General features: G+C 71.0%; 26 protein-coding genes. 7 read left to right on the top strand and 19 right to left on the bottom strand.

All coding sequences use genetic code 11. The annotated features are described in order from the left end of the window. Positions 1-18: 18 nt before the first annotated feature. Positions 19-987, top strand: coding sequence for a Bug family tripartite tricarboxylate transporter substrate binding protein (locus tag JTJ31_RS06590; protein ID WP_207537805.1), 969 nt, complete (start codon positions 19-21; stop codon positions 985-987). 3 nt (positions 988-990) lie between these two features. On the opposite strand, the gene JTJ31_RS06585 is transcribed toward JTJ31_RS06590, so the two are convergent. The 5 genes from JTJ31_RS06585 to JTJ31_RS06565 all read right to left on the bottom strand — a co-directional run bounded on the left by JTJ31_RS06585 (position 991) and on the right by JTJ31_RS06565 (position 5,344). Continuing rightward, positions 991-1,218 carry a hypothetical protein gene (locus JTJ31_RS06585; RefSeq protein ID WP_207537804.1) on the bottom strand — a complete coding sequence of 76 codons (228 nt, stop codon included), beginning with the start codon at positions 1,216-1,218 and terminating at the stop codon, positions 991-993. A gap of 77 nt (positions 1,219-1,295) precedes the next feature. Then, on the bottom strand, positions 1,296-1,991 hold the full coding sequence (locus JTJ31_RS06580) for a hypothetical protein (RefSeq protein ID WP_207537803.1): 696 nt from the start codon (positions 1,989-1,991) through the stop codon (positions 1,296-1,298). Further along, a complete protein-coding gene (locus JTJ31_RS06575) occupies positions 1,988-3,400 on the bottom strand; it encodes a TRAP transporter large permease (RefSeq protein WP_236019914.1) in 1,413 nt (470 codons plus the stop codon). The genes JTJ31_RS06580 and JTJ31_RS06575 overlap by 4 nt, the downstream gene beginning before the upstream one ends. A gap of 4 nt (positions 3,401-3,404) precedes the next feature. Further along, complete coding sequence (locus JTJ31_RS06570) at positions 3,405-4,127, bottom strand: TRAP transporter small permease subunit (RefSeq protein WP_236019913.1); 723 nt, start codon at positions 4,125-4,127, stop codon at positions 3,405-3,407. 80 nt (positions 4,128-4,207) lie between these two features. Beyond that, the gene (locus tag JTJ31_RS06565) at positions 4,208-5,344 is read right to left on the bottom strand and encodes a TRAP transporter substrate-binding protein (RefSeq protein ID WP_207537802.1); all 1,137 of its coding nucleotides are present in this window, start codon (positions 5,342-5,344) and stop codon (positions 4,208-4,210) included. A gap of 163 nt (positions 5,345-5,507) precedes the next feature. Here JTJ31_RS06565 and JTJ31_RS06560 point away from each other — a divergent pair, with 163 nt between their 5' ends. Beyond that, complete coding sequence (locus JTJ31_RS06560; protein WP_207537801.1) at positions 5,508-5,972, top strand: MarR family winged helix-turn-helix transcriptional regulator; 465 nt, start codon at positions 5,508-5,510, stop codon at positions 5,970-5,972. Here the strand turns inward: JTJ31_RS06560 and JTJ31_RS06555 are convergent. The 7 genes from JTJ31_RS06555 to JTJ31_RS06525 form a co-directional block, all read right to left on the bottom strand. Beyond that, positions 5,969-6,376: a VOC family protein gene (locus JTJ31_RS06555; RefSeq protein ID WP_207537800.1), complete on the bottom strand. Its 408-nt coding sequence runs from the start codon at positions 6,374-6,376 to the stop codon at positions 5,969-5,971. The two genes, JTJ31_RS06560 and JTJ31_RS06555, sit on opposite strands and share 4 nt — an antisense overlap. 23 nt (positions 6,377-6,399) lie before the next feature. Further along, positions 6,400-10,557, bottom strand: coding sequence for a DUF4011 domain-containing protein (locus JTJ31_RS06550; RefSeq protein ID WP_207537799.1), 4,158 nt, complete (start codon positions 10,555-10,557; stop codon positions 6,400-6,402). After that, positions 10,554-12,122, bottom strand: a complete 1,569-nt coding sequence (locus tag JTJ31_RS06545) for a Na+/H+ antiporter (protein ID WP_207537798.1) — start codon at positions 12,120-12,122, stop codon at positions 10,554-10,556. Before JTJ31_RS06545 ends, JTJ31_RS06550 begins: the two co-directional genes overlap by 4 nt. A 33-nt stretch (positions 12,123-12,155) precedes the next feature. Continuing rightward, positions 12,156-12,314, bottom strand: coding sequence for a hypothetical protein (locus JTJ31_RS06540; protein ID WP_207537797.1), 159 nt, complete (start codon positions 12,312-12,314; stop codon positions 12,156-12,158). A gap of 128 nt (positions 12,315-12,442) precedes the next feature. Further along, positions 12,443-13,945 carry a tripartite tricarboxylate transporter permease gene (locus tag JTJ31_RS06535; RefSeq protein ID WP_207537796.1) on the bottom strand — a complete coding sequence of 501 codons (1,503 nt, stop codon included), beginning with the start codon at positions 13,943-13,945 and terminating at the stop codon, positions 12,443-12,445. A gap of 24 nt (positions 13,946-13,969) precedes the next feature. Further along, on the bottom strand, positions 13,970-14,572 hold the full coding sequence (locus tag JTJ31_RS06530) for a hypothetical protein (protein WP_207537795.1): 603 nt from the start codon (positions 14,570-14,572) through the stop codon (positions 13,970-13,972). 89 nt (positions 14,573-14,661) lie between these two features. After that, positions 14,662-15,645 carry a Bug family tripartite tricarboxylate transporter substrate binding protein gene (locus JTJ31_RS06525; protein WP_207537794.1) on the bottom strand — a complete coding sequence of 328 codons (984 nt, stop codon included), beginning with the start codon at positions 15,643-15,645 and terminating at the stop codon, positions 14,662-14,664. A gap of 107 nt (positions 15,646-15,752) precedes the next feature. Between JTJ31_RS06525 and JTJ31_RS06520 the strand changes: the two genes are divergently transcribed. Both JTJ31_RS06520 and JTJ31_RS06515 read left to right on the top strand, forming a co-directional pair. Beyond that, positions 15,753-16,520: a creatininase family protein gene (locus JTJ31_RS06520; RefSeq protein WP_207537793.1), complete on the top strand. Its 768-nt coding sequence runs from the start codon at positions 15,753-15,755 to the stop codon at positions 16,518-16,520. Beyond that, the gene (locus JTJ31_RS06515; protein ID WP_207537792.1) at positions 16,517-17,440 is read left to right on the top strand and encodes a ketopantoate reductase family protein; all 924 of its coding nucleotides are present in this window, start codon (positions 16,517-16,519) and stop codon (positions 17,438-17,440) included. The genes JTJ31_RS06520 and JTJ31_RS06515 overlap by 4 nt, the downstream gene beginning before the upstream one ends. Before the next feature lie 3 nt (positions 17,441-17,443). Here the strand turns inward: JTJ31_RS06515 and JTJ31_RS06510 are convergent, their stop codons facing one another. Then, positions 17,444-18,391 carry a DUF429 domain-containing protein gene (locus tag JTJ31_RS06510; protein ID WP_207537791.1) on the bottom strand — a complete coding sequence of 316 codons (948 nt, stop codon included), beginning with the start codon at positions 18,389-18,391 and terminating at the stop codon, positions 17,444-17,446. Between JTJ31_RS06510 and JTJ31_RS06505 the strand changes: the two genes are divergently transcribed. Beyond that, entirely contained in the window at positions 18,390-18,911 is a 522-nt protein-coding gene (locus tag JTJ31_RS06505; RefSeq protein ID WP_207537790.1) for a cytochrome b, read from the top strand. The genes JTJ31_RS06510 and JTJ31_RS06505 overlap by 2 nt on opposite strands. Here JTJ31_RS06505 and aat read toward each other — a convergent pair. The 5 genes from aat to JTJ31_RS06480 all read right to left on the bottom strand — a co-directional run bounded on the left by aat (position 18,894) and on the right by JTJ31_RS06480 (position 23,060). Continuing rightward, positions 18,894-19,562: a leucyl/phenylalanyl-tRNA--protein transferase gene (aat, locus tag JTJ31_RS06500; RefSeq protein ID WP_207537789.1), complete on the bottom strand. Its 669-nt coding sequence runs from the start codon at positions 19,560-19,562 to the stop codon at positions 18,894-18,896. The genes JTJ31_RS06505 and aat overlap by 18 nt on opposite strands. Positions 19,563-19,625: 63 nt before the next feature. After that, positions 19,626-20,978: an acetyl-CoA carboxylase biotin carboxylase subunit gene (gene accC, locus JTJ31_RS06495; RefSeq protein WP_207537788.1), complete on the bottom strand. Its 1,353-nt coding sequence runs from the start codon at positions 20,976-20,978 to the stop codon at positions 19,626-19,628. Continuing rightward, the gene (accB, locus tag JTJ31_RS06490) at positions 20,978-21,484 is read right to left on the bottom strand and encodes an acetyl-CoA carboxylase biotin carboxyl carrier protein (RefSeq protein WP_207537787.1); all 507 of its coding nucleotides are present in this window, start codon (positions 21,482-21,484) and stop codon (positions 20,978-20,980) included. The genes accC and accB overlap by 1 nt, the downstream gene beginning before the upstream one ends. 1 nt (position 21,485) lies before the next feature. Further along, positions 21,486-21,947 carry a type II 3-dehydroquinate dehydratase gene (gene aroQ, locus JTJ31_RS06485; RefSeq protein ID WP_207537786.1) on the bottom strand — a complete coding sequence of 154 codons (462 nt, stop codon included), beginning with the start codon at positions 21,945-21,947 and terminating at the stop codon, positions 21,486-21,488. 87 nt (positions 21,948-22,034) lie between these two features. Continuing rightward, positions 22,035-23,060, bottom strand: coding sequence for a lipid A deacylase LpxR family protein (locus tag JTJ31_RS06480; protein WP_207537785.1), 1,026 nt, complete (start codon positions 23,058-23,060; stop codon positions 22,035-22,037). A 78-nt stretch (positions 23,061-23,138) separates the two neighbouring features. On the opposite strand from JTJ31_RS06480, the gene thiS reads away from it, so the two are divergent. Both thiS and JTJ31_RS06470 read left to right on the top strand, forming a co-directional pair. Beyond that, the gene (thiS, locus tag JTJ31_RS06475; protein WP_207537784.1) at positions 23,139-23,363 is read left to right on the top strand and encodes a sulfur carrier protein ThiS; all 225 of its coding nucleotides are present in this window, start codon (positions 23,139-23,141) and stop codon (positions 23,361-23,363) included. Between the two features lie 13 nt (positions 23,364-23,376). Continuing rightward, a complete protein-coding gene (locus tag JTJ31_RS06470; RefSeq protein WP_236019912.1) occupies positions 23,377-24,171 on the top strand; it encodes a thiazole synthase in 795 nt (264 codons plus the stop codon). Here the strand turns inward: JTJ31_RS06470 and JTJ31_RS06465 are convergent. Next, positions 24,168-24,593, bottom strand: coding sequence for a DUF1489 family protein (locus JTJ31_RS06465; RefSeq protein WP_207537783.1), 426 nt, complete (start codon positions 24,591-24,593; stop codon positions 24,168-24,170). The two genes, JTJ31_RS06470 and JTJ31_RS06465, sit on opposite strands and share 4 nt — an antisense overlap. Between the last annotated feature and the right edge of the window lie 67 nt (positions 24,594-24,660).

Below are 24,660 nucleotides of genomic sequence, written 5' to 3'. Positions count from 1 at the left end.
GATCCCGGAGGACACGCCATGAACGCTCCCGTCACCCGCCGCGCGCTGCTTGGGGCGGCCGCGCTGCTGCCGCTCGCCGCCCCGGCCCTGGCTTTCCCGGACCAGCCCGTCCGCGTGATCGTGCCCTGGAATGCGGGCGGCCTGGCCGACGTGGTGATCCGCGCCCTCGGCCCGGCCATGGCGGGGCCGCTGGGCCAGCCGGTGGTCATCGAGAACCGGCCCGGCGCCAATGGCGCGGTCGGCACCCAGGCCGTGTCGCAGTCGCGCCCCGATGGCCACACGCTGATCCTGGGCAATGCCGAGACGCATGCGATCAATCCGCTGATCTATCCGCGCCTGCCCTATGACGCGGTCGGCGACTTCACCCCGGTCACGATCTTCGCGCGCGGGCCCTTCGTGCTGATCACGCGCCCGGGGCTGGGCGTGGAGACGCTGGAGGCCTTCCTCGCCCGGGCGCGCGCCCAGGCGGGGCGGATGACCTACGCCTCCTGGGGCATCGGCTCCACCTCGCATCTCGCGATGGAGCGGCTGATGAAGGAGACGCGGCTGGAGTTGCTGCACGTGCCCTTCACGGGCGCCGCCCCGGCCAGCACGGCGGTGCTGGGCGGGCAGGTGGACTGCATGTTCCTCAATGCCGGCCCGGCCGAGGCCATCGCGCGCGACGGGCGTGCCAAGATTCTCGGCGTCGGCGCCGATGAGCGCATCCCGCTCCTGCCCAACGTGCCCACGCTGAAGGAACTCGGGACGCCGGTGGACGCGGCCAACTGGTTCGGGCTGCTCGGCCCCGCGCGCATGCCGCAGGCCGGCGCCACGCGCATCGCCGCCGTGACGGCGGAGGCGCTGCGCAATCCACAGGTGCAGGAAGTGTTCCGTGCCCAGGCGGCGCTGCCCGTCACCATGACGCCGGAGGAAACGCGCAGCTTCATCTCGGGCGACCGCGAGCGTTGGGGATCGGTGGTGCGCGACCTCAACATCCGGCTGGAGTGAAGGTCAGGAGGCGTCGAACTCCGCCAGGCGCAGCACGGCGCCGGCCAGCGTCTCGTCGGCACGCAGCCCGGTCAGCAGCAGCTGGTCCCGCGCCACGGTGCGGGCGAGGTCGCAGAGTTGCCGCAGCGCCTCCACGGCCTCGGGCTGGAGGCGCGGACCGGTATCTGGCGGCGTGACCTTCACGCCATCCGAGGCGACGAGACGCAGGGGCGAGTTCTTGTGGTTCGGCATGACCCATTCCGGGGAAGCGCCGGGATTATGCGACGCCGCCCGGACTTGTCGCCCTGCGGGAAACTACCGAAGCGCCGTCAGACGAACTCGCCGCCGATGCGCCCGACCCCATGGATGGCGGCGGACCATTTCTCGCCGGGCTGAGGCTCGGCCTCGCCGCCCAGCCCTGACACCAGCAGCACCGCGCCCGCGGGCAGCCCGCCCCAGCGCCGCGCCTCGGCAGCGGCGCGGGCCATCAGCGCGCCCAGCGATTCGTGGATGGGACGCGGGCGCGCGCCGCGCCGCCCCAGCCGCGCCTCGGCGGAAGCGGGGAGGGGGGCGAGGGAGCGCTTCCCCACCAGCACCTGCCCCAGTCCGCCAAGATCGGCCACGAGCTGTGCCGCATCGGCCGGGCCTTCGGTGAAGCGCGTCGCCGCCACGTCCAGGGCGGGATAGAGGGCACTGAACTCCGCCTCGCCCTCGCCCTCCGCCTCCAGCGGCGTGGCGAGCACGCCCAGCACCCCGGCGGAAAGCCGCGGCCGACGCAGCGCAGCGAGGGCCACCGGCGTGCCGGCGCGCAGCATCCGTCCCTCCAGCAGCGGCGCGGACAGCCAATTGCCTCCCGGCCCGCGCGCAAGGCGCAGGCCACAGACCGGCAGGCCCAGCGCCTCCACCAGCGCGGCTGCCTGCGCTTCGCCCTCGGCGATGTCCAGCGGTGCTACCTCGGGCGGCAGGGGGGCAAGGGAGTTGCCGGTCTCCCACGCCTCGGCCAGCCAGTTGGAAGCGCCGCTCATTGCAGCGGCGGCAGTTCGGGAATTTCCTCTTCCTGGAAGCCACCGGAGGGCGGCGCATCCATCTGGATGGCGGGCGCCCCGGCTTGGTTGCCATAGAGGGTCTCGGGCAGCCAGGTGACGATGGAAGGGAAGATGTAGACCATCAGCATGGTGAAGATGACGATGTAGATGAAGGGCATGCAGCCGCGGAAGATGTCCTCGATCCTCACATGCTTCGGCGCCACGCCCTTCAGGTAGAAGGCGGCCATGGCGACGGGCGGCGACAGGAACGAGGTCTGCAGGTTCAGCGCGATCAGGATGCCGAAGAAGAGCGGGTCCACGCCGAAATTGTCGAGCAGCGGCAGGAAGATCGGCACGAAGATCACGATGATCTCCGTCCATTCGAGCGGCCATCCCAGGACGAAGATGATCGCCTGCGCCAGCAGCATGAAGGTGAAGGTGTTGAGCGGCAGGGACTTCACGAACTCTTCCACCACGCCCTGGCCGCCGAGATAGCCGAAGACCGACGAGAAGATGTAGGAGCCGACGAAGAGCCAGCACACCATGGCGGAGGTGCGGGCCGTGAGGAACACGCTTTCCTTCAGCTTCTCGAAGGTGAAGGCGCGATACGCGATGGCCAGCACGATGGAGCCGAGCGATCCCATCGCCGCGGCCTCGGAAGGCGTGGCGAGGCCCATCAGGATGGCGCCCAGCACCATGGCGATCAGCAGCGCCAGCGGCAGGAAGCTGGTCAGCAGCGCCCATAGAATCTTGTGCATCGGCACTGCCACCGCATCGGGCGGCAGGCGCGGCGCCACCTCCGGCTTGATGATGGCGATGCCGATCGCATAGACGATGTAGAGCCCTGCCAGGGTGACGCCCGGGATGAAGGCGGCGGCGTAGAGCTGCACGACCGAGACGCCCGCGGTCGCGCCATAGAGGATCAGCATGATGGAGGGCGGGATCAGGATGCCGAGGCAGCCCCCCGCGCAGACCACACCCGAGGCCAGCTTCACGTCGTAGCCGGCGCGCAGCATGGCGGGGAAGGCGAGAAGCCCCATCAGCGTCACCACCGCGCCGACGATGCCCGTGGCGGTGGCGAAGAGCGCGCAGGTCGCGAGCGTCGCAACGGCGAGCGAGCCGGGAATATTGCCCGAGGCCATCTGCAGCGAGCGGAACAGCCGGTCGAGGATGTTCGCGCGCTCGATGATGTAGCCCATGAAGACGAAGAGCGGGACGGAGATCAGCACGTCGCTCGACATCACCGCGTAGGTGCGCTGGATCAGCAGGTCGAAGATGCGGTCGCCCATGCCGAGATAGCCGAAGAACAGCCCCATCGCCATCAGCGTGAAGGCGATGGGGAAGCCCAGCAGGATGAAGAACAGGAAGAGCAGGAGCTGGGTGAGGCCCAGCGCGGCGTCGGACATCATGGGCTCAGGTGCTCTTGTTCGTGAGGGTCGTGTCGTCGCCTTCGGCGATCTTGCGCGCGAGATCCTCGGGGTCTTCGGCCTCGGCGGCGCGGGCGAGGATGATCTGGTCCAGCTCCTCCACGTCCGACAGGCGCTGCGGCCATTCACCGGTGCGGATGCAGCGCACGCAGCGCACCGTCTCGACCAGGCCCTGCAGCAGCAGGATGAAGCCCACGACCGGGATGATGCCCTTGAAAGGCCAGATGACCGGCCCGGAGGGGCTGAACATCGAGCGCTCGTTCTGGATCCAGCTCAGCTCGAAGAAGTGCCAGCCGGCGATCATGAAGGCGAAGATCGCGGGAAAGAAGAACAGGATGTAGAGCAGGCAGTCGAGCATGGCCTGCTTGCGCGGCGCCATCATGCGGTAGAGGAAATCACCCCGCACATGCCCGTTCCGCGACAGCGCATAGGCGCCGGCGAACATGAACAGCAGGCCGTAGAGCATGTACTGCGCGTCGTAACCCCAGTTGGTCGGGGAGGAGAAAAAACGCCGCGCGAAGACCTCGTAGACGATGGATGCCGTCAACAGGAGGATGGTCCAGGCGAAGATCTGGCCGATCAGGGTGGAGAACCGGTCCACGGCCAGCAGGGCGCGCTGCACGAAATGCGCGCCGGAAAAGGCGATGCCCACGATGAGCGCCGCCACGACGAGGCCCGCAAGCCCCCCGACTACGAGGCTGTCCGTCATCCCCCTGTCACTCCCTGCGCAGGCGCGAAAAAAACGGCCCGGCGTGATATTCGCCGGGCCGGGAAGCCATCAACCGGAACTTAGCCCCGGGCGAAGAAGTGGTTGTAGGACACCACGGGGCTCACGTTGTAGCGCAGCATGAAGTTGCCGACGCGGCGGCACCATTCGCGCTGGCTGTCGCAGACTTTCTTGAAGAACGGACCGGCCTGCGGGTTGGAGTTGTCGCCCTCCATCTTCTGGATGACGCGGTCCCAGGCCTGGAGCTGGGCGTCCAGGATGGGGCGCGGCGTGGCGCGCACGTTCACGCCCTGCTGCTGCGACATCGCCAGCAGGTCGCGCGAGTAGCGGTCCTGCAGCTTCCAGGACATGTCGGCGGAGGCCGCCTCGGAGGCGTGGCGGAGCATCGCCTGGAGTTCCTGCGGCAGCCCCTCGTATTTCTGGCGGTTGAACAGGATCTCGAAGCATTCCACCGCCTGATGGTAGCTCTGGATGTAGTAGTTCTTGGCGACATCGGGGAAGCCGAGCACGCGGTCGGAGGAGGGATTGTTGAACTCCGCCGCGTCGATGACGCCGCGCTCCAGCGCCGGCACGATCTCACCGCCCGGCAGCGCCACGACGGCCGCGCCCATCTCCTGGAACAGGTCGGTGGAAAGGCCGACGGTGCGGTAGCGCAGGCCGCGGATCTGGTCGGCGCGCTCGATCGGGTTGCGGAACCAGCCCAGGGGCTGGGTCGGCATCGGGCCCGACATGAAGCCCACTGCGTTCATGCGCAGGACGTCGTGCAGCAGCTCGCGATACAGGGCCTCGCCGCCGCCATAATAGAACCAGCCCAGCATCTGGTTGGCGTCGCCGAACCAGGGCGGCGTGGTGCCGAAGAGCGAGAAGGCGCGGTTGCGGCCGAACCAGTAGGCCGACACGCCATGCCCGCCATCCAGCGTGCCGGAATGCACGGCGTCGAGCACCTGGAAGGCGCCGACCACGGCGCCCGCGGCCAGCAGCTCCAGCCGCAGGCGGCCGCCCGCCATGGCGTTCACGCGGTTGACGTAATCCTGTGCGAATTCATGGAAGATGTCGCGCTGCGGCCAGGTGGACTGGAAGCGCAGCGTCACCGTCTGGGCCCGGCTTACATTGGGGGTTGCCAGCACGGCGGCGCCGGCCGCAGTGACGGCGCCGGCCTTGAGAAGTCCGCGGCGGCTGCCGGAGACGGCTTCAGTCATGTCCCACTCCCTTGATCTGTGCCCCTGTTGGCACAAGGCCCCCGCTCTCTGGCGGTTCTCTGCGATTAAAGAACGACTTCGGCACTTGCAATCCCGCAATGCATCTGGCGCTTGACTCGCCAGCTGTTGCGGCGCAACCAGACGCGACGAAGCCGGGACCGTGATGAGCGAGATCCTCGACCTGATCGCGCCTGCGGGCGCGGTGCCCGAACGGGCCTATCGCCTCGACGCCTCGGCGGGGCACCTGCTTCGGCGCGCCCATCAGCGATACCAGGCGCTCTTCGGCGAATGCGCCGCGGGCCATGGCCTCACCGGGCCGCAATTCGCCGCGCTGCTGCGGCTTTCCGAAGCCGGGCGCGCCACGCAGAACCAGCTGGGACGCCTCGCCGCCATGGATTCGGCGACGGTGCAGGGCGTGGTGCGGCGCCTCGCTGCGCGCGGCCTGCTGCGCGTGGCCAATGACCCGTTGGACCGGCGCACCCGTGTCCTGTCCGTCACGCCGCTTGGCCACGACCTGCTTGCCGAGGCGAAGGAAGCCGGGCGCCGCGCCAACGAGGCGCTGCTGGCCCCGCTCTCCGCCGGGGAGCGCGCGCATCTCCTGTCGCTGCTGCAAAGGCTGTCAGGCTAGGAGCGCGCCGCCTCCGGCCAGTCGGGCCGGTCGAAGCGCTGCACCTCCAGCAGGTAGCCCGCCGGATCACGCAGAAAGAAATGCGTGACGCGATACGCCTCCGACCATTCGGGCGCAGGCGGCAGATCGACCCCCTTGGCGGCGAGGCGCGCATGCCATGCCTCTACATCCGGCGTGACGAAGGTGAAGACGACGCCGCCTTCGGCGCGCGGATTCTCCTCGCTGCGCGGGGCGCGGGCGCGGCAAACACCCAGGAAGGCGCGGCCGCTTTCCGCCGCCTCGTAGATGCGGCACGAGCCCTGATCCTGCGCGAGGGGAAGCTCCAGCACCTCTTCGTAGAAGCGCCAGCTGGCTTCCGGGTCCTCGGCGTAGAGGAACGTCACCTGCTGCGCGAATCGGGGCATGGCGCAGCTTGGCACGCGGTGATTCAGCCGGGAAAGCGCAGCGTCCCGTTGCCCGAAAGCAAGGCCAGACGTGCCTCGACCGCCGCCTCGGCCCCCGCTTCCAGCCCCAGCATGCGCACGATGCCGCGCGCCGCCTCGGCCTCCGTCGTCATCGGTCGCGCTTCGAGCAGGGCGCGCGCCGCCGCCTCCAGCTCGCGCGGATGCAGGGCAGCGGCGCGGCGCAGCGCGGGCAGGGCGGCGCGGCGGTCGCGCGGACGGAAATCGGGCGCCGCCTCGCCGAACCAGAACCCTCCCTCCTCGTGGAGCCCGTGCAGGGACCGGGCAAGGCGCAGCGCCTGGGCCAGCGCCGCGCGCTCGACGGCGGAAAGCGGCGCCTCCCCGCGCGCGAGGCGCAGCCGTTCCGCCAGCGCCTCCTCCGGCATGGGAGCCTCGGCCGCCACCACCTCGGCCGCCGCCTCGGCGAGGCGCGCGAAGGGCAGGGCGTCGAGCGGCGCGTCGAGGCGCGGCGCCGCCTCCGCGTAGGGCGCGGCCAGCCCGGCATCGTCCGGGGCGGGCGACGCCGCTTCCGGAGCGGCGAGGCCAAGCGTCCCGCGCAGCCGTTCCTCCGCCTCGCGCGGACGGTCCAGCCAGTCGAGGGTCCAGCTTTGGGCCAGCCGCCAGCCCATGGATTTCAGCGCCTCGGTCCAGCCATTGCTGCGGTCTCGCGCCGAGCGCAGCCCGGACCAGTCGGCCCCGTCGGCTTCGATGCCCCATTCGAAGCGCCCGTCGCGCCGCGCCGCCACGTCCACGCGCAGCCGCCCCGCGCCCACCCCTGACACCGGCTCAAGTCCGCCCGCGCGCAGCACCGGCCCGACCAGCGCGCCGAGCGGCGTGTCCGCCGCCTCCGCCTGCTTGGCCTCGTCCTCGGAGGCGGCAAAGGTGAGGAAGGCCCGCAGCGCCGCCACGCCGCGCCCGCCGGCACGCGACAGGTCGATCTCCTCAGGCGCGAGGCCGGTGAAGACGATGCAGCGCCGCCGTGCCCGGGTGATGAGGACGTTGAGCCGCCTTTCGCCACCCTCCGTCGCCAGCGGCCCGAAGCGCAGGGCGAGGCGCCCATCGGCGTCGCGCCCATAGCCGACGGAGATCAGCATCGCGTCGCGTTCGTCGCCCTGCACGTTCTCCAGGTTCTTCACGAAGAAGGGCTCGTGCGGGTGGGCGCTGAAGAAAGCCTCCGTGTCCGGGCTGTCGCGGCGCAGCGCCTCCAGCTTGGCGATGATGGCGTCGCGCTGGCCGATGCCGAAGGCGGCGATGCCCAGTGACTCGCCCGGCGTCTCGCGCGCATGGCGCATCGCCGCCTCGGCCACGGCCTGCGCTTCCTCCGCATTGTGGCTGTCGCGGAACCGCCCCTCCACCCGCACCAGGGTCAGGCCCAGCGCGGGAGAGCGCGGCAGGGGCGAGGGCAGGACCAGCAGCCGCCCGCCATAGAACTCGGCGTTGGAGGTGGCGATCAGGCTTTCGTGGCGCGAGCGGTAGTGCCACCGCAGCAGCGCACTGGGCACGCCCCGCGCGGCGGCGAGGCCGAGGATGCTTTCCACGTCGCGCGCCGCGGGACCGTCGGCCTCCTCCTCGGCCTCGGCTTCGTCTTCCTCCTCCGTTACGCGGCGGAAGAAGCGCGTGGGCGGCATCTGACGGTCGTCGCCCACCACGACGAAGTGCCGGCCGCGCGCGATGGCGCCCAGCGCGTCCACCGGCTCGATCTGCGACGCCTCGTCCATCACCACGAGGTCGAAGAGCGGGAAGCCCGGCTGGGTGGCGTGGTGGGGGTTAGCGAGGAAGCGTGCGACGGAAAGCGGGCTCATCATCAGCACGGGCTTGAGCATCCGCACCGCCGCGCTGCCGCGCGCCAGCAGGGTCCGCACCGGGGCGTGGCCGCGCCGCCGCTCCATCTCGCCGCGCAGGAAGCCCATGGAGGCCGGCTCCGCCCCGCCGCGAAGCGCCGCCGCACGCTCGGCGTGGCGCAGCAGGGCCTCATGTCGCGCGAGTCGCACCCGCGCCGCATCGGCGACCTGGAAGGACTCGACCAGCCGGTCCATCGCCGTGCCGTCAAAGGCGGCGAGTTCCGGATGGGCGCGCAGCGCCGCGCGCCACAGCGCCTCGAACAGGGCACGCTCAAAACCCGCTTCCGCCTGCTCGGGCGGGAGGGTGCCGACTGCCAGCGCATCGGCCAGCGGCGCCAGTTCCGGCGCCGCCTCCCGCGCGCGCAGCCACAGGCGCCAGCGGGGCAGCGCGTCGGTCTCTGCCGCCAGCGTGGCCAAGCGCGCGGCGAGATCGCCGAAGCGCCCGGAAAGGGGCAGACCCAGCGCGCCACAGGCCTCCCGGGCCGCTGCGAGCGCGTCGCGCGCGGTGTCGTCCAGGGGCGGCGTGGCGCCATGCGCTGCGTGCCATTCCAGGGCCGCGCGCAGCGTGGCGGCGTCGCGGGGCAGGGGGCTGGACGCCACGCGCCGCATCGCCTCCCGCGCTGCCAGGAGGCTCGGCAGGGCGGCGGGGTCACGCAGCGCCGCATCCAGCACGCGCTGGGCTGCGCGGCGCTCGCCATCGAGGAAGCCGAGCAGCCCGCCGGGGCGCGCCAGCCGCGCGGCCGCCTCCTCCACCTCCGGCGTATCCAGGTTGGCGATGCGCGCATCGACGCGCGCCCGGGCGATCGTCTCAAGGTCCGCCAGCAGGGCGCGGACCGCCGGAAGGGTCTCGGCAGGCAAGGGCGGGGCGCCCGCTGCCTCCGCACGCTGCGCCTCCTCCACCGAGCCGGACGCGGCGGCGAGGCGGCGGATCAGGGGTGGAAGGGAGGGCAACGTCTCCGCGGGCACGGTTCCCGCCCAGGGACCCCGCGCTGCCTCGGCGCGTTCCGCGAGCGTGGGCACCGCCTCACGCAGCGCGTCGCGCCGCGCCGGGCTCCAGGCTTCCGCGCCATCCAGGCGGAAGGGCGGTGCCGGGCCGTCCTGCCGCAGCAGGGCGAGGCGCTGCGCGATCTCGTGCACGGGAATGCCGCCGAAGCGGTCGCGCATCGCGGCGGCGTGGCGGTTGAGGCGTCCGCGCAAATCGCCCAGCCGGGCAATCGCCGCCTCGCGGTCCATCGGCTCGGGGCGCGGCGTCGCCAATGCCTCGCGCAGCGCATCCAGCACGGCGCGCGGCCCCGTTTCCTCGTCATGCAGGGACAGGATGGCGGGATCGAGGCCCAGCGCGGCCAGGCGGCGCTGCACCACCTCCAGCGCCGCCGCCTTTTCCGCGACGAACAGCACCGTGCGCCCGTCCAGGATGGCCTGGGCCAGGATGTTGACGATGGTCTGGCTCTTGCCCGTGCCGGGCGGCCCCTGGATGACGAGGTCTCCGCCCCGCCGCGCCGCCTCCGCCGCCAGGGCCTGGGAACCGTCCACTGGCACGACATGGTCCAGCCGCTCCACCGGGATGGCGGCGTCCACGTCGGCGTCATCCTCGAAGGGGGGCGACGTTTCGGTGGGCGGAGCGGGGTCGAGCAGGCGGCGCAACGGGGCGTGCGACAGCAGGCCCGGATGCAGCGTCGGGTCCAGGTCGCGCCACATCAGGAAGCGCGCATGGCCGAATAGGCCCAGGACGATGCTGCCCTCCTCCACGCGCCATCCTTCCGGCAAGTGCGGGGACAGCAGCCCGGCCCAGGCCAGCGGCGCGGCGGGGTCGAAGGGCGGGAGTTCGCGCCGCAACTCGCGGGCGAATTTCTCGCGCAGGGGCAGGTTCTCCTGCGGCTCCCCCGGCGCCAGGCGAAGGCGGAAGCGCGAGGACACGCCTTCGCGCGTCAGTGTCACCGGCAGGAAGGCGAGCGGCGCCTCGCGCTCGCGCTCCGGCGTGCGGGTGTCGCGCCAGTGCAGCGTGCCGAAGGCCAGGAAGAGGGAGGCGACGCCGGTTTCCTCCCGTGCCGCCCGCGCATCGGCGGCGATGCCGCGCAGCCGCGTTTCCAGCTCCTTGGCCGGCAGGGCGGTACGGAAGGGGGCAGATGGGCCGAAGGCGATGGCGTCACCGGCTTCGAGCCGCGCCAGCGCGGCGGCGGGGTCGCCTTCCAGCCGCAGCACGCGCCGGCCCCGCGCCTCGCCGGGCAGGGAGAGCATGCGGTTGCGCGTGGAAAGATCCAGTAGGGCGCGGCGCGCCTCCTCCAGGGCAGGGGCGATGCTCATCCCAGGGCGCGCTTCACCCGGCCTTCCTCCAAGTCCAGTTCCTCGTTCAGCTTCACCAGGAACTCCTCCGGCAATTCACCATCATCATGGCGTTGGCGCAGCACGACGCGGGCGGCCTCCAGCGCCTCCAGCCGCAAGGCGCGGCGCGCGGCGCGTTCCGCCCGCGCCGCACCGCCGCCGCGTCGGACCCGCTCTAGATGGGCGTGGCGGTCCCGGTATTCGGGCAGGAGGTCCGCGGCGATGGCGCCATACAACTCGTCGCGCAACCGCTCTTCGATGGTACGCAGCCGTGCCTGGGCCGCGAGTTGGCGCGCCGTCGCCTCCTCCGGCGCGAGCCCGTCGGGCGGGGGTGGCACGGTGAGGCGGAGGCGGCGAATCACCCATTCCAGCGTCGTGCCCTGCACCACCAGCGTGGCGAGGATGGCGCAGAAGGCGAGGAAGACCAGCAGGTCACGCTCGGGGAAGCCGATGGGCAGGGCCAGGGCGACGGCCAACGACACCACGCCGCGCATTCCGGACCACCCAAGAACGAAGACCTGCTGCCAGGGCAGGTCGGGCTGGTCGCGCCAAAAGGCTGGGAGAAGCCTGGCCAGCAGGGCGGCCGGGAACACCCATAGGAACCGGAGCGCGATGAGGGCGAGGGAGATGGCCAGTGCCAACCCTGCCAATTCGAAAGTGCCGCGCCCCTGCAGGTCGGACAGGATGGCGTTCACCTGCAGCCCGATCAGGATGAAGACGAGCGAGGTGAGGGCGAATTCGACGAAGTCCCACACCGCCCGCGCTTCCAGCCGTGTGCGGGCGGAGTAGACGCGATGCGCGGCGCGGCCGAGCCAGATGCCGCAGGTGACGGTCGCCATGACGCCCGAAAGCCCCAGCTCCTCGGCCAGCAGGAAGGAGGCGAAGGCGGCGAGGAAGGACAGCGCGGTTTCCAGCAGCGTGTCCTCCAGCTGCCGCAGCGCCCAGCCGGTGAAGCGTGCGACGGCATAGCCCACCAGGATCCCGCCCCCGCCCAGCAGCAGGAAGGAGCCGACCGCCGCCGCGGGCGACAAGCTTCCCGCCGTTGCGGCCACGATGGCGAGGCGATAGAGCACGAGGGCGGACGCGTCGTTCACCAGGCTCTCGCCCTCCAGGACGGTGACGATGCGGCGCGGCAGGTTCAGCCTTTGCAGCACGGCGGCGGCGGCCACCGCGTCGGGCGGGGCCAGGATGGCGCCCAGCGCCAGCGCCGCCGCCCAGGGTAGGTCGGGGACCAGCAGCCGCGCCACGGCACCCAGCGCAAAGGCGGTGAAGACGACGCAGCCCACGGCGAGCAGCAGGATAGGGCGCAGATTGCGGCGAAAGGCCTGCCAGTCCGTGCGGTAGGCGCTGCCCATCAGCAGCGGCGGCAGGAAAAAGGCCAGCGCCAGTTCCGGATCCAGCGCGATGCGAGGCACGCCAGGGGCGAAGGCCAGCGCCATGCCGGCCAGGATCAGCACCACGGCGTAGGGAAGCCGCAACGCCCGCGCCAGCAGCGCGAGCAGGATGCAGGCCGCCATCAGCCCCAGCACGGCCTGCAGAATCGCCATCGCGCGGGAGGATAGCCACCCCGCGCGGGAATGTCAGCGACGGCTGATCAGGGCGAAGACCAGGACCAGGACGGCCACGAGAAGCAGCGCCGTCATGCCCTGCAGCACGGGGTGGAGCGCGGAAAGCGGCGGCACCAGCAGTGTGGCAAGCGCGCCGGCAGCGGCGAGGATCAGGCGGATCAGCATGGGCATGGGCGGGGCCTCCTCAGCTGGTCCTGTCCCACATCGCGGGACCCTGCACCTTGCGCATGCTCAAAAGGAAGGGGCGCCGCGGGGAGGTCCCGCGGCGCCCCTTGGTTGGGCTCCGTCGTGGCGGGGGTTCAGCCCGCCATCGCGGCGTCCTTGCTCTTGCGCATGTTGGGCAGGAGCATCAGCGCCAGGGCGAAGGCCGCGATGCCGAGCATCGTGGCCGAGATCGGCCGCTCCAAGAACACGATCCAGTCGCCGCGCGACAGCAGCATGGCGCGGCGCAGGTGCTCCTCCATCATCGGGCCGAGCACGAAGCCAATCAGCAGCGGCGCCGGCTCCATCTTCAGCTTCGAGCACATGTACCCGAACACCGCGAAGAGGATGGTCGTGTAGACGTCGAAGACGTTGTTGTTGATGGAGTACACGCCGATCGAGCAGAAGACGAGGATCGCCGGGTAGAGGTACTTGTAAGGCACCTGCAGCAGCTTCACCCACATCCCGATCATCGGGAGGTTGATGACCAGCAGCATCACGTTGCCGATCCACATGGAGGCGATGAGGCCCCAGAACAGGTCGGGCTGCGCCTCCACCATGCGCGGGCCGGGCTGGATGCCCTGGATGATCAGCGCGCCCACCATCAGCGCCATCACGGCGTTGGACGGGATGCCCAGCGTCAGCAGCGGGATGAAGGAGGTCTGCGCCGCAGCGTTGTTCGCCGCCTCCGGACCGGCAACGCCCTCGATGGCGCCCTGGCCGAACATGTGGCGGCCCCGGCTCATCTTGCGTTCCATCATGTAGGCGCCGAAGGCCGCGAGCGACGCGCCGCCGCCCGGCAGGATGCCAAGCGCGGAGCCGAGCAGAGTGCCGCGCAGCACCGAAGGCGTGGCGCGCTTGAACTCGTCCTTGGTCAGCCACAGCTTGCCGACCTCGGTCTTCAGCACCTCGCGCGCCTCAGGACGCTCGAGGTTCAGGATGATCTCGGCGATGCCGAACATGCCCATCGCGATGGCGGCGAAGCCGAGGCCGTCCGACAGCTCGGGGATGCCGAAGGTGAAGCGCTGCTGGCCGGTCTGCACGTCCGTGCCGACGAGGCCGAGCGCCACGCCCACCACCACCATGCCGATGGCCTTCAGGATCGAGCCCTGCGCAAGCACGCAGGCGATCACGAGGCCGAGGAGCATGAGCGAGAAGTAGTCCGCGGGCCCGAAGGACAGGGCAATCTGCGTCAGCAGCGGGCCGGAGGCGGCGACGAGGATGGTGGCCACCGAGCCGGCGAAGAAGGAGCCGAGCGCCGCCGTGGCCAGCGCCGCGCCGGCGCGCCCGTTGCGAGCCATCTTGTAGCCCTCGAGCGTCGTCACAACGGACGATACCTCGCCGGGCAAGTTCAGCAGGATGGCCGTGGTCGAGCCGCCATACTGTGCGCCGTAATAGATGCCGGCCAGCATGATGATGGCGGTCGTCGCCTCCTGCCCGAAGGTGATGGGCAGCAGCAGCGAGATCGTCGCCACCGGACCGATGCCCGGCAGCACGCCAATGGCCGTGCCGATCAGCGCGCCGAGCAGAGCGAATGACAGGTTCTTGAGCGAGAGCGCGACGCTGAATCCGTGCGCCAGATTGTCGATGAGGAGTTCCATGGTCGCCTTGTCCCTATCGCGCCGTCAGAACTGCGGCCACAGGTTTACGCGGATGTCGAGCTCGTAGATGAAGACCCACCAGCAGAGCGCCAGCAGGAAGACGAGCATGCCGGCCACGCCACGCACCGTGTGCGTGCGCTCCGCCATCGACGCGACGAGGATAATCCCGGTCAGTGCCGCAAAGAAGCCAAACTTCTCCAGCAGAAGGGCGAACACGGCCATGGATGCGCAGATCAGCCCGATCTTGCGCCACCCGGCCGACCAGGAGACGACGAGCATCCCGACCAGCACGCCCAGTCCGACGCCATTATAGGTCTGCGAGAAGAAGGGGCCCAGGTTGGTGGCGATGGCCCAGGTGATGAAGCCGGCTGCCACGCCGAGGGCGAGCGAGGCCGCATCCAGGCCGGTCCACTTCTCCAGCGGATCGGGCCCGCTGAACAGGCCGATCAATGTCACCGCCGTGCCCAGCCCGACCTGGATCCAGAACACCAGCATAGGCATGTAGCCTGGCCCCATGCGCCGTGCCGAGCCAAGGCTGTGATCCTGATTCAGCCAAAGTCCAATCAGGGCGAGGAGGACCAGGAATAATCCCGATACCACATCCTTCATGTTGATCCTGAGCTGCATCGCCCGTTCTCCCGTCAAAGCCGCCGGAAAATCCGGCATTTCTCCTAAACTGCCAAGTCTTGCCTGTCCGACATCAACAAGATTACGCTTCAGTCAGGCTTTGCGCCACTTTCGCGCACCACCGGTCCCCAGCGCGCTAGCTCGGATTCGACGAACTGCGTGAAACTCACTGGATCGAGCGTGCCGGGCGTCCCGCCGAACTCGGCAAAGCGCGCCTGTAGCTCAGGCCGTGCCAGAATCGCCAGCACTTCCCGCGACAGCCGCTCCGTGACTGGGGCGGGAAGCCGCGCCGGGCCGGACAGGCCGAACCAGGAGGAGGTGACGAGGTCAAACCCCGCCTCGCGCAGGGTCGGCACTTCGGGAAAGGCGGGGTGGCGCATTTCGCCGCTCGTCGCCAGGGCGCGCACGCTGCCCTGGCGGATATGCGCCGCCGCGCTGGGTAGGCTGTCCGACATCAGCGGAACCTGCCCGCCGATCACCGCCGTCATTGCCGGGCCGGCGCCACGGAACGGGATGTGGTTCAGCTCCTTCCCCAGAAGCTGGCCGAGGCGGACGATCAGGAGGTGGTTGGACGAGCCTGCTCCCGAACTCGCCATATCGAGGCCGCGCGCGCCCTCGCGGTGGCGCCTCGCCAGATCCGCCATGTCGGTGGGGCCGAGGCGCGGATGCGCCACGATCACCGAGGGGTTCAGGCTCAGCAGCGCGACATGGGTGAAATCCGTCAGCGCGTCGTAGCGCACGCCGGAATACAGCGCGGGCGCGATGGCGTGGCTGGCGATGGAGGAGAGCACCAGCACGTGCCCGTCCGGCGGCGAATGCGCGACCAGCAGCGAGCCGAGAGTCGCCCCCGCGCCCGGCCGGTTCTCCACCACCACCGGCTGGCCGAGACTTTCGCCGAGCGGCGTGGCGACGAGGCGCGCGATGAGGTCGGTGGTGCCGCCGGGCGCGAAAGGCACCACGAGGCGAATGGGCTGCGAGGGCCAGGATTGCGCGAGGGCTGGAGTGGCCAAGCCGGCAAGGGCAAGAACAGGAGCAAGGGACAGCGCGGCGCGCCGTGGCGTGGGCTTGGACAACCCGCTCTCCCTTTCCCTGAATGGTTCTGCTTGGTGACGGCTATGGCATGTGCCTCCCCTGGCTGCAAGCGTCTGGACACGGCGGGATACCGCCGCGAGGATGCCCCATGCCCGAGAATCGCATCGCGGCCCTGCCGGCGCCCGAGGTGGCCGCGCGCGTCGCGTCCGGCCACGCGGTGATCCTGCCGCTCGGCAGCACGGAGACGCATGGCCCGGCCCTGCCCATGGGCGACTACGCCCTAGCCGAGGCCGTGGCGTGCCGCATCGCCGACGAGGCCGGGGATGCCCTGGTCGCTCCGCCCCTTCCGTTTGGCGGCGCGGATTTCTTTCGCGGCGTCCCGGGCGGCGCGGCGCTCTCCCCCGCCACCCTCGCCGCCGTGGTGACGGAGGTGCTGGAGGCGCTGCGCGAGGGAGGGGCGACGCGGCTTCTCGTGCTGAACGGCCATGGCGGCAATATCGGCGCGATCGAGACGGCGCAGCGGCGCCTGCGCGAAGCCGGGATACTGGTCCCTGCCTTCCACATCTGGCGCAACGCCGCCGCCTGGCATGCGGAGGAGGGCGGTGCCGCCACCGCGCTGGGCCATGGTGGCGACCCGGTCGCCTCTGTGGCGCTGCATCTCTTTCCCAGGCTTTGCGATCCGTCGCGCCTCGGGCCGGGCGCCCAGCCCGGCGCGGCCTTCGGCCTGCCAGTCACGGGTTTCGGCACGCTGCGCGCAGGCGGGGCGGAGTTTGCCCTGCCGCTGGAGATCGGCGAGATCGCGCCGGGCGGGGTGCAGGCAGCGGATGCGCGCGGCGCCTCCGCGGAGCTGGGGGCGCGGCTGGTCGCGCGGATGGCGCGCGCGGGCGCGGCGATGCTGGAGGCGATGCGGGAATGAAGGTTTGCGTTTTCGGCGCGGGGGCCATCGGCGGCCACCTGGCGGCACGGCTGGCGCGCGGCGGGGCGGAGGTGTCGGTGGTGGCGCGCGGTGCCCACCTCGCCGCCATGCGCGAGCGGGGGCTGACGGTGGAGGCGCCGGATGTGCGCTTCACCGTGCCCGTGCGCGCCAGCGACGACCCGGCCGCGCTCGGCCCGCAGGACGCGGTGCTCGTGACGGTGAAGACCCCCGCGCTGGAAGCGGCGGCCTCGCAGATCCCGCCTTTGCTGGGACCGGACACGCCCGTCGCCTTCGTGGTGAATGGCATCCCCTGGTGGCACGAGGCCTCGCCGCCGCACCCGCTGCATGACGCGGTGGGGCTTGGACGGACGCTGGGCGGGGTGGTGTGGTCCGCCTGCACGGTGGAGGAGCCGGGCACCATCCGGGTGCAGACCGCGGCCAACCGGCTGATCCTGGGCGAGACGCAGCCCGGTGCCTCGGATCGCGCCGCCCCCATCCTGCAGGCGCTGGAGGCGGGCGGGATGACCGGCACCACAAGCCCCGACATCCGGCGCGACATCTGGCTGAAGCTGCTGAACAACCTGAGCAACGGGCCGATCTGCCTGCTCAGCCGCGCCGACATGAAGACCACCTTCAGCGACCCGGCGGTGCGCGAGGCGGCGCTGGCCGTGCTGCGCGAGGGCCTGGCCATCGCGGCGGCCGAGGGGCATGACGTGTCCAAGGGGGCCGAGGAGCGCGCGATGCGCTCCGTCGCCCTGCCGCACAAACCCTCCATCCTGCAGGATGTGGAGGCGGGAAGGCCGACGGAGTTCGCCACGCTGTTCGAGGCGCCGCTGGCCATCGCCCGCGCGCGTGGCGTCGCGACGCCCATGCTGGACCTGCTGGTGGCGCTGGCGCGGGTGGCCTCGTCTCCGCGCTGACGGTTACAGGCGATGGGGCAGGGCGGTCTGGCCCAGCACCCAGCCCTCCCAGCGCCGGACCCACGGGTCATCCGGCACGAAGTCGGGCGCCGCGCCGTCCAGCACGGCGAGGAGGTTCAGGAGGCCCAGCACGCAATCCAGCCGGTCCTCCCCCGCCGCATCGGCGCCGAACCCGTTCAGAGCGGCGTCGCGCAAGCCCGGCTCGGGCGTGACGGAGAGCGCATCCATCGCCGCGAGCAAGGCAGGGCCGAGGCGCCGGCGCGCCTCCGGGTCGCGCTTCGAGCCCCCGAGGCGCAGGCCGAGCAGGCGCAGCGCCTCGGCCGGATACACCTCCGCCAGCACGAGGCGGCCCGGGGCGAGCAGGGCACGCAGATCGCCCTCGAAGGGCCAGAGCGCGTAGGGCGCCCCGGCAGCCAGGGCCGGGGCGAGCCAGTCGCGCCACGCGGCGATGGCCGCCTTGCCCGACTGGTTGGCACCCAGCGTCCAGAAGGGCGGTGCCCCGGCGGGGCGGGTGGCTGTGGCACGGTCGCACCAGCGCTCCAGCGCCGCCGCGCCTGCGAGTCCGAGCGCGGCGGCGTGGGAAGCGCGCGTCATCCCCCGCAGGCCGCGCGCCGGATAGAAGGGCGCGTGCGGTCCCACCGCGTGCAGCGACGCCGCGACATCAAAGAAGCGCGCATCCCCGACACGGGCGCGCAGGAACTCGGGAAAGCCGCCTTCGCTCCGCCCGGCGGCATAGGCGCGCGGCAGGCCAAGCGGCATGTCGAGGCCCAGCGCGGCGGGGGCCCCGCCTTCGAGCAGCGCACCGGCCAGGGCGAAAGGGTCGCCCACCGGGCGTGGTGCTGCGGCTCGCCAGCCTGTCGCGTCACGTTCGGCCAGGCAGGCCCAGCGCTTCTCCGGCCGCACCGACCAATCCGCATGCGCGGCACGGCGCGCGATGCTAGGGTCAGGCATGGGCTATGCCGCACCCGCCAAGTGGTTCCACTGGATCACCGTCGCGCTGATGCTGGTGGCATTGCCCACCGGCATCGTGATCGAGCACATCCGCGATGCCGACAAGATGCGCTTCTATGCGATCCATGAAAGCGCGGGGCTGACGACCTTCCTGGTCGCCCTGGCGCGTCTGGCCTACCGGCTCCGCAATCCGCCGCCCGAAGCTTCGCACCAGCCGCGCCTGTTTCGCCTCGCCGCGACGACGGTACATCACGCGCTCTACGCCGCGCTGATCGTGCAGCCCGTGCTGGGCTTCCTGGCGACCAATGCCTTCGGCTTCCCCTTGCGCGGCCAGACCGCCTATCTCGGCTTCATTCACCTGCCGCGCTTCATGGAAACGAATGTCCCACTGGCCGAGGCGCTGCTGGCGGCGCATCTCTGGCTGGGCTGGGTCATCGCGGCGCTGCTGGTGCTGCACGTCTCGGCGGTGGTGTTCCATCAGGCGATCCGCCGCGACGGCACGCTAGACCGGATGATCTGAGCGCAGCTTCGCGATCTCCTCCGCCACGCGCTCCGGTGTCGCCTCGGAGGGGAAGATGGCGTCCCACTCCAGCGCATCGGCCAGCGCCGCCTTGTACTCGGCGCGCGGGATCTCGATCGTGCCAAATTGCGCCAGGTGCTCCGTGGTGAATTGCGCATCGAGCAGGGAGTAGCGGCCGATCCGCAGCCGCGCGACGAGGTGGACCAGCGCGACCTTGGAGGCGTCAGTGGCACGCGAGAACATGCTTTCCCCGAAGAAGGCGCCGCCGATCGCCACGCCGTAGAGGCCGCCCACCAGCTCGCCATCCTGCCAGGCCTCGACCGAATGGGCGTGGCCCATCGCGTGCATCGCAGTGAAGAGCGCGGCGATCTCGCTGTTGATCCAGGAATCGAAAGAGCCGCGGCGCGGTGCCGCGCAGAGCGCGACGACGCGGGCGAATTCGCGATTGGCCGTGATGGTGAAGCGCCCCTGGCGCACGGTGCGGGCCAAGCGGCGGGACAGGTGGAAGCCGTCGAGCGGGATCACGCCGCGCCGCTCGGGATCGAGCCAGTAGAGCCGGTCGCTGTCCCGGCTCTCGGCCATGGGAAAGAGGCCGATGCGGTAGGCACGCAGCATCAGCTCGGGCGTGATCTCGATCCGCCGGCGGCTCATGCTGCGCCCTCCATGGGATAGGAAGCTAGGGAAGCGCGCCGGCGAATGCCAGCGCCGCGTTCCTCATCCGGCGCGGGAAACGAACCGCTCCAGCCAATGGATCGTGTAGTCGCCGGACTGGAATTCCGGATCGTCCATGATGCGGCGGTGCAGCGGAAGCGTGGTGCGGATGCCGTCCACCACCATCTCGTCCAGGGCGCGGCGCGCGCGGGCGATGGCGCCGGCACGCGTCGGCGCGTGCACCACCAGCTTGGCGACGAGGCTGTCGTAATGCGGCGGCACGGCGTAGCCGCTGTAGAGCGCGCTATCCACCCGCACCCCCAGTCCGCCCGGCGCGTGGTAGGTCGAGACGCGGCCCGGCGAGGGTGCGAAGCTCTCGGGGTCCTCGGCAGTGATGCGGCACTCGATGGCGTGGCCGGAGAAGCGCACATCTTCCTGCCCGTAGCCCAGCGCCTCGCCGCCCGCGATGCGGATCTGCTCGCGCACCAGATCCACGCCGCAGACCATCTCCGTCACCGGATGCTCTACCTGCAGGCGGGTGTTCATCTCGATGAAGGCGAACTGCCCGTCCTGCCACAGGAATTCCAGCGTGCCGGCGTTGCGGTAGCCCAGCTCCCGCAGCGCCTTGGTCACCTGCGCGCCCAGCGCGTCGCGCTCGGCGGCCGAGAGCACGGGCGAGCCCGCCTCCTCCACCAGCTTCTGGTGGCGCCGCTGGAGCGAGCAGTCGCGCTCTCCGAAATGCACCACGTTGCCGTGCGTGTCCGCGAGGACCTGCAGCTCGATATGGCGGGGCCGGTCGAGATACTTCTCCATGTAGACGCTGTCGTCGCCGAAGGCGGCCTTGGCCTCCGTGCGAGCGACGCGCCACGCCTCCTCCAGCTCGCCCTCGTGGCGGGCGACCTTCATGCCGCGCCCGCCGCCGCCGGCGGCGGCCTTGATCAGCACGGGATACTTCACCTGCTCGGCGACCGCCCGCGCTTCCTCCAACGATTCCAGCGCGCCGAGCGAGCCGGGCACGAGGGGGACGCCCAGGCGGCGCATCGCGTCCTTGGCGGCGATCTTGTCGCCCATCATGCGGATATGCTCGGCCGTCGGGCCGATGAAGGTCAGGCCGTGCGCCTCCACCATCTCGGCGAAGCGGGCATTCTCGCTCAGGAAGCCGTAGCCGGGATGGATCGCCTCCGCGCCCGTGATGGTGGCGGCGGACAGGATGGCGGCGACGTTGAGGTAGGATTCACGCGCCGGGGGCGGGCCGATGCACACGCTCTCATCCGCCAGGCGCACATGCATGGCGGAAGCATCGGCGGTGGAATGCACCGCGACGGTGCGGATGCCCATTTCCTGGCAGGCGCGGTGGACGCGCAGGGCAATCTCGCCGCGATTGGCGATCAGCACCTTGGAAAAGGGACGCGTCATCACTCCACCAGCACCAGCGGCTCGCCGTATTCGACCGGGGTGCCGTTGTCGATCAGGATGCGCGTGACGGTGCCCGCCTTCGGCGCCTTGATCTGGTTGAAGGTCTTCATCGCCTCGATCAGCAGCAGCGTCTGCCCGGCAGTGACCTTGGCGCCCAGGGTGATGTAGGGCGCAGACCCTGGCTCCGGCGACAGGTAGGCGACGCCGACCATGGGCGAGGTGACGAGGCCCGGGTGGCTCGCATCCAGGGACGGAGCGGCAGCGGGGGCAGGGGCGGCGGCTGGCGCTGCGGGCGCGGCGGCCTGGGCCGGCGCGGCGGCCATGGCCTGCATGGGCGCCATGGCGGGAGCGGCGAAATACTGCGCCGGGGCCGGCGCCGGGATCACGCGGGCGACGCGGATGCGCGCATCCTTCTCCGCGACCTCGATCTCGGTCAGGTCGGTGTCGCGGAGGATCTCCGCAAGCTTGCGGATCGCGTCCGCGTCCACGGTGACGCCGTTGCTCATGTCAGTCGTCCTGATCCTCGTCCCCCGCCTCGGCGAGGATGCCCGCCATGGCGCGCAGCGCCAGCGCGTAGCCGCCGATGCCCAGCCCGGCGATGACGCCGGTGGCGACGCGGGAGACGTAGCTGTGATGCCGGAATTCCTCCCGGCGGTGGATGTTCGTGATGTGCACCTCGATCACCGGCAGATCCACGGCGGAAAGCGCGTCGAGGATGGCGACCGAGGTGTGCGAGTAGGCGGCCGGGTTGATGATGATGCCCGCGGCGCGCCCCCGGCATTCCTGGATCCAGGACACCAGCTCGCCCTCGATGTTGCTCTGCCGGAAGTCGATCGCCAGCCCCAGCTCCTCCGCCGTCTCGGCGCAGAGGCTTTCCAGGTCATCCAGCGTCGCGGGGCCGTATTTCTCCGGCTCGCGCGTGCCGAGCATGTTGAGGTTGGGGCCGTTCAGGACGGCGACGAGCTTCATCGGGGGCGGGGTCCGGTGTCCGGGAAAGGGGGCCGGGTATCACGGCGCGCCGCGCCGGGGCAACCCGGGGTTCCCCGGACATGCCTCCTAGAAACGGAAGGATACGCTGAGCGAGCCGAAGATCTGCGTCCCCCGCTGGCCGTAGAACTCCTCCGACCGGACCACCTGGGTGTAGGCGATGCGGGTGCCGCGCCAGTAGATCGCCGCCCCGGCCTGCGCCTCGCCGACGAGCCAGCGCCGCTGCACGGAGGGTGAGTTCTCCCGGAAGGTGCTGCCATCCAGGAACAGGTCGCGGGCTACGACGCGCCCATCCACCCCAGCGAAGAGGTACCAGCCGAAATCCCGCGTCGGCTGAAAGAAGGAGGAGCCGGCGGGGGAGGGGCGGATGCGGGTCGGGCCCCAATCCGCCTCCAGCCCCTGGCCGATCCGCAGGACGGCGCCGCCGCCCGCGTTGATCGCGACGTTGCCCAGGGACGCCGTGGCCGAGGGGATGAGCTCCGTCTCGAGCGAGCCCACGCGCGCAAGCGGAACGCGCCAGCGCCGCTCCAGCATCGCGTTCAGCGTCGGCTCGTCCTTCAGCTGGTGGTCCCAGCCATTGAGCCGCTTCACGTTGATCAGCCGGTGGTAGTTGTTCTGCACCTGCTCGCCCAGCGCCGAGGGGCCGACCACGCCGGCCTGGAGTTCCAGCAGGGTCTGCGTCGTCGCCGTGGCGCGCGACAGGCTGACCGTGGCGTAGAGATGCCCGGCATAGGGCCGGTCGCGCGGGTCGGGGACGTAGCGGCGCTTGTCCTCCGGCGTGTAGATGTTCTGGCCGAGCGACACGCCCCAGCGGAGGTTGCCCGGCCCGAAGAGCCAGGTGAGGCGCTGGTCCAGCCAGGCGAGGGGGCTGGGCAGTTCCGTCGAGGGCGAGCGCCAGGTCAGCAGCAGCCCGTTGCTGTAGTAGCGGTCGGTGAAACCGCCGAAGAGGTCGTTCTCCGTCGTCAGGGTCAGGGTGCCGCGCGGGTCGGGCGGGGGCGTGCGGACCGGAAGCTCCATCACGGGGGATTGTGCCGCGGCGGGCAGCGCGAAGAGGGACAGGGCCAGGGCCAGCCCCGGCGCAGGAAAGCGGATCATGGCCCCTCCAACGCCTGATGGGCGCCGCCGTCCACCCCCGCCTTGTCCTGGTTGGTGGGCCGGTCCACATACCGGGACATGGACCAGGCGCTGCACAGCCGCATCACGCTCTCGGTGAATGGCGAGACGCGCGCCCTCCCCGGGGGCGCGACCGTGGCCGATCTTCTTGCGGAAATCGGCCTTGCCGCGCGCAAGGTGGCGGTGGAGCGCAATCTCGAGATCGTGCCCCGTTCGCAGTATGGCGCCACGGTGCTGGCGAGCGGCGACACGATCGAGATCGTCCATTTCATCGGGGGCGGGTAAGCGCATGGATGGCATGACCGAAATGCAGGACGACCTTTGGGAGGTCGCGGGACGGCGCTTCCGCTCGCGCCTCGTCGTCGGGACCGGGCGCTACAAGTCGCTGGAGGAGACGGCCGCGAGCATCGCCGCCAGCGGCGCAGAGATGGTGACGGTGGCAGTGCGGCGGGTGAACCTGTCGGACGCCTCCGCGCCCATGCTGCAGGATTTCGTCCCGCCCGACCGCTACACCTACCTACCCAACACCGCCGGCTGCCACACGGCGCAGGAGGCGGTCCGCACGCTGCGCCTGGCGCGCGAGGCGGGGGGCTGGAACCTCGTGAAGCTGGAGGTGCTGGGGCCGCCGCCCTTCCTCTATCCCGACATGGCCGCGACCTTCGAGGCCGCCGCCGCGCTGCTCGCCGATAATTTCGAGGTCATGGTGTATTGCGCCGACGACCCGGTGGCGGCGAAGCGCCTGGAGGAGATGGGCTGCGTCGCCATCATGCCGCTGGGAGCGCCCATCGGCTCCGGCATGGGGGTGGTGAACCCCTACATGATCCGCGCCATCAAGTCCCAGGCCAAGGTGCCGGTGCTGGTGGATGCCGGGATCGGCACGGCGAGCGACGCGGCGCTGGCGATGGAACTGGGCTGCGATGCGGTGCTGCTGAACAGCGCCATCGCCCACAGCCAGGACCCGGTGCGGATGGCGGTGGCGATGAAGCACGCGGTGATTGCCGGTCGCGCGGCCTTCCTGGCCGGGCGTATGGGACGTGACTACAAGGCCGATGCGTCGAGCCCGATGACCGGGCTGATCCGCCAAGGAAGCTAGATCAGCCGCGCTTCACGAAGGGCGGCGCGCAGCGACTCTGGCAGCTTGTCCAGGCCGCGCACCGGCTCCGCGCCGGAGGCGACATCCACTGGCGCCTCGGCGGGGTCGAGGTAGCGCCAGCCCTGAAAGGCCTTCACGGCCCGTGCCTCCACCGGCACCAGCTCCGGATCGAGCACGAGGCCGCAGCAGGCGGAGCCATCCTCCCAGCAATCCTCGATGATGTCCGTGATGCGCTGGCGCACCTGCACGAAGCCCGCCACGACCCAGAAGATCGAGCCGCCCTGCAGGATCTCCGCGCGCCGCTTCGGCGCCATGCGGGTGCGGTGGCGCAGCGGCGGTTCCGACAGGGCGCGGTCCGCCTGGATGCGGCGAAGCTGCGCCACGTCGCGCGGCCCGACCGAAAGCTTGATGAGGTGAAGCACGGGGCAATAGGTGCGACGGCATCCGCACCCCGGCAAGAGGGGGACCCCCGCGCGAACCCGCGCGGGG

It is taken from the genome of Sabulicella rubraurantiaca (assembly GCF_017355885.1).
GTDB lineage: Bacteria > Pseudomonadota > Alphaproteobacteria > Acetobacterales > Acetobacteraceae > Roseococcus > Roseococcus rubraurantiacus.
Note: the sequence above shows the minus strand (reverse complement) of the source record. Positions and strands in the feature narration are given on the sequence as shown.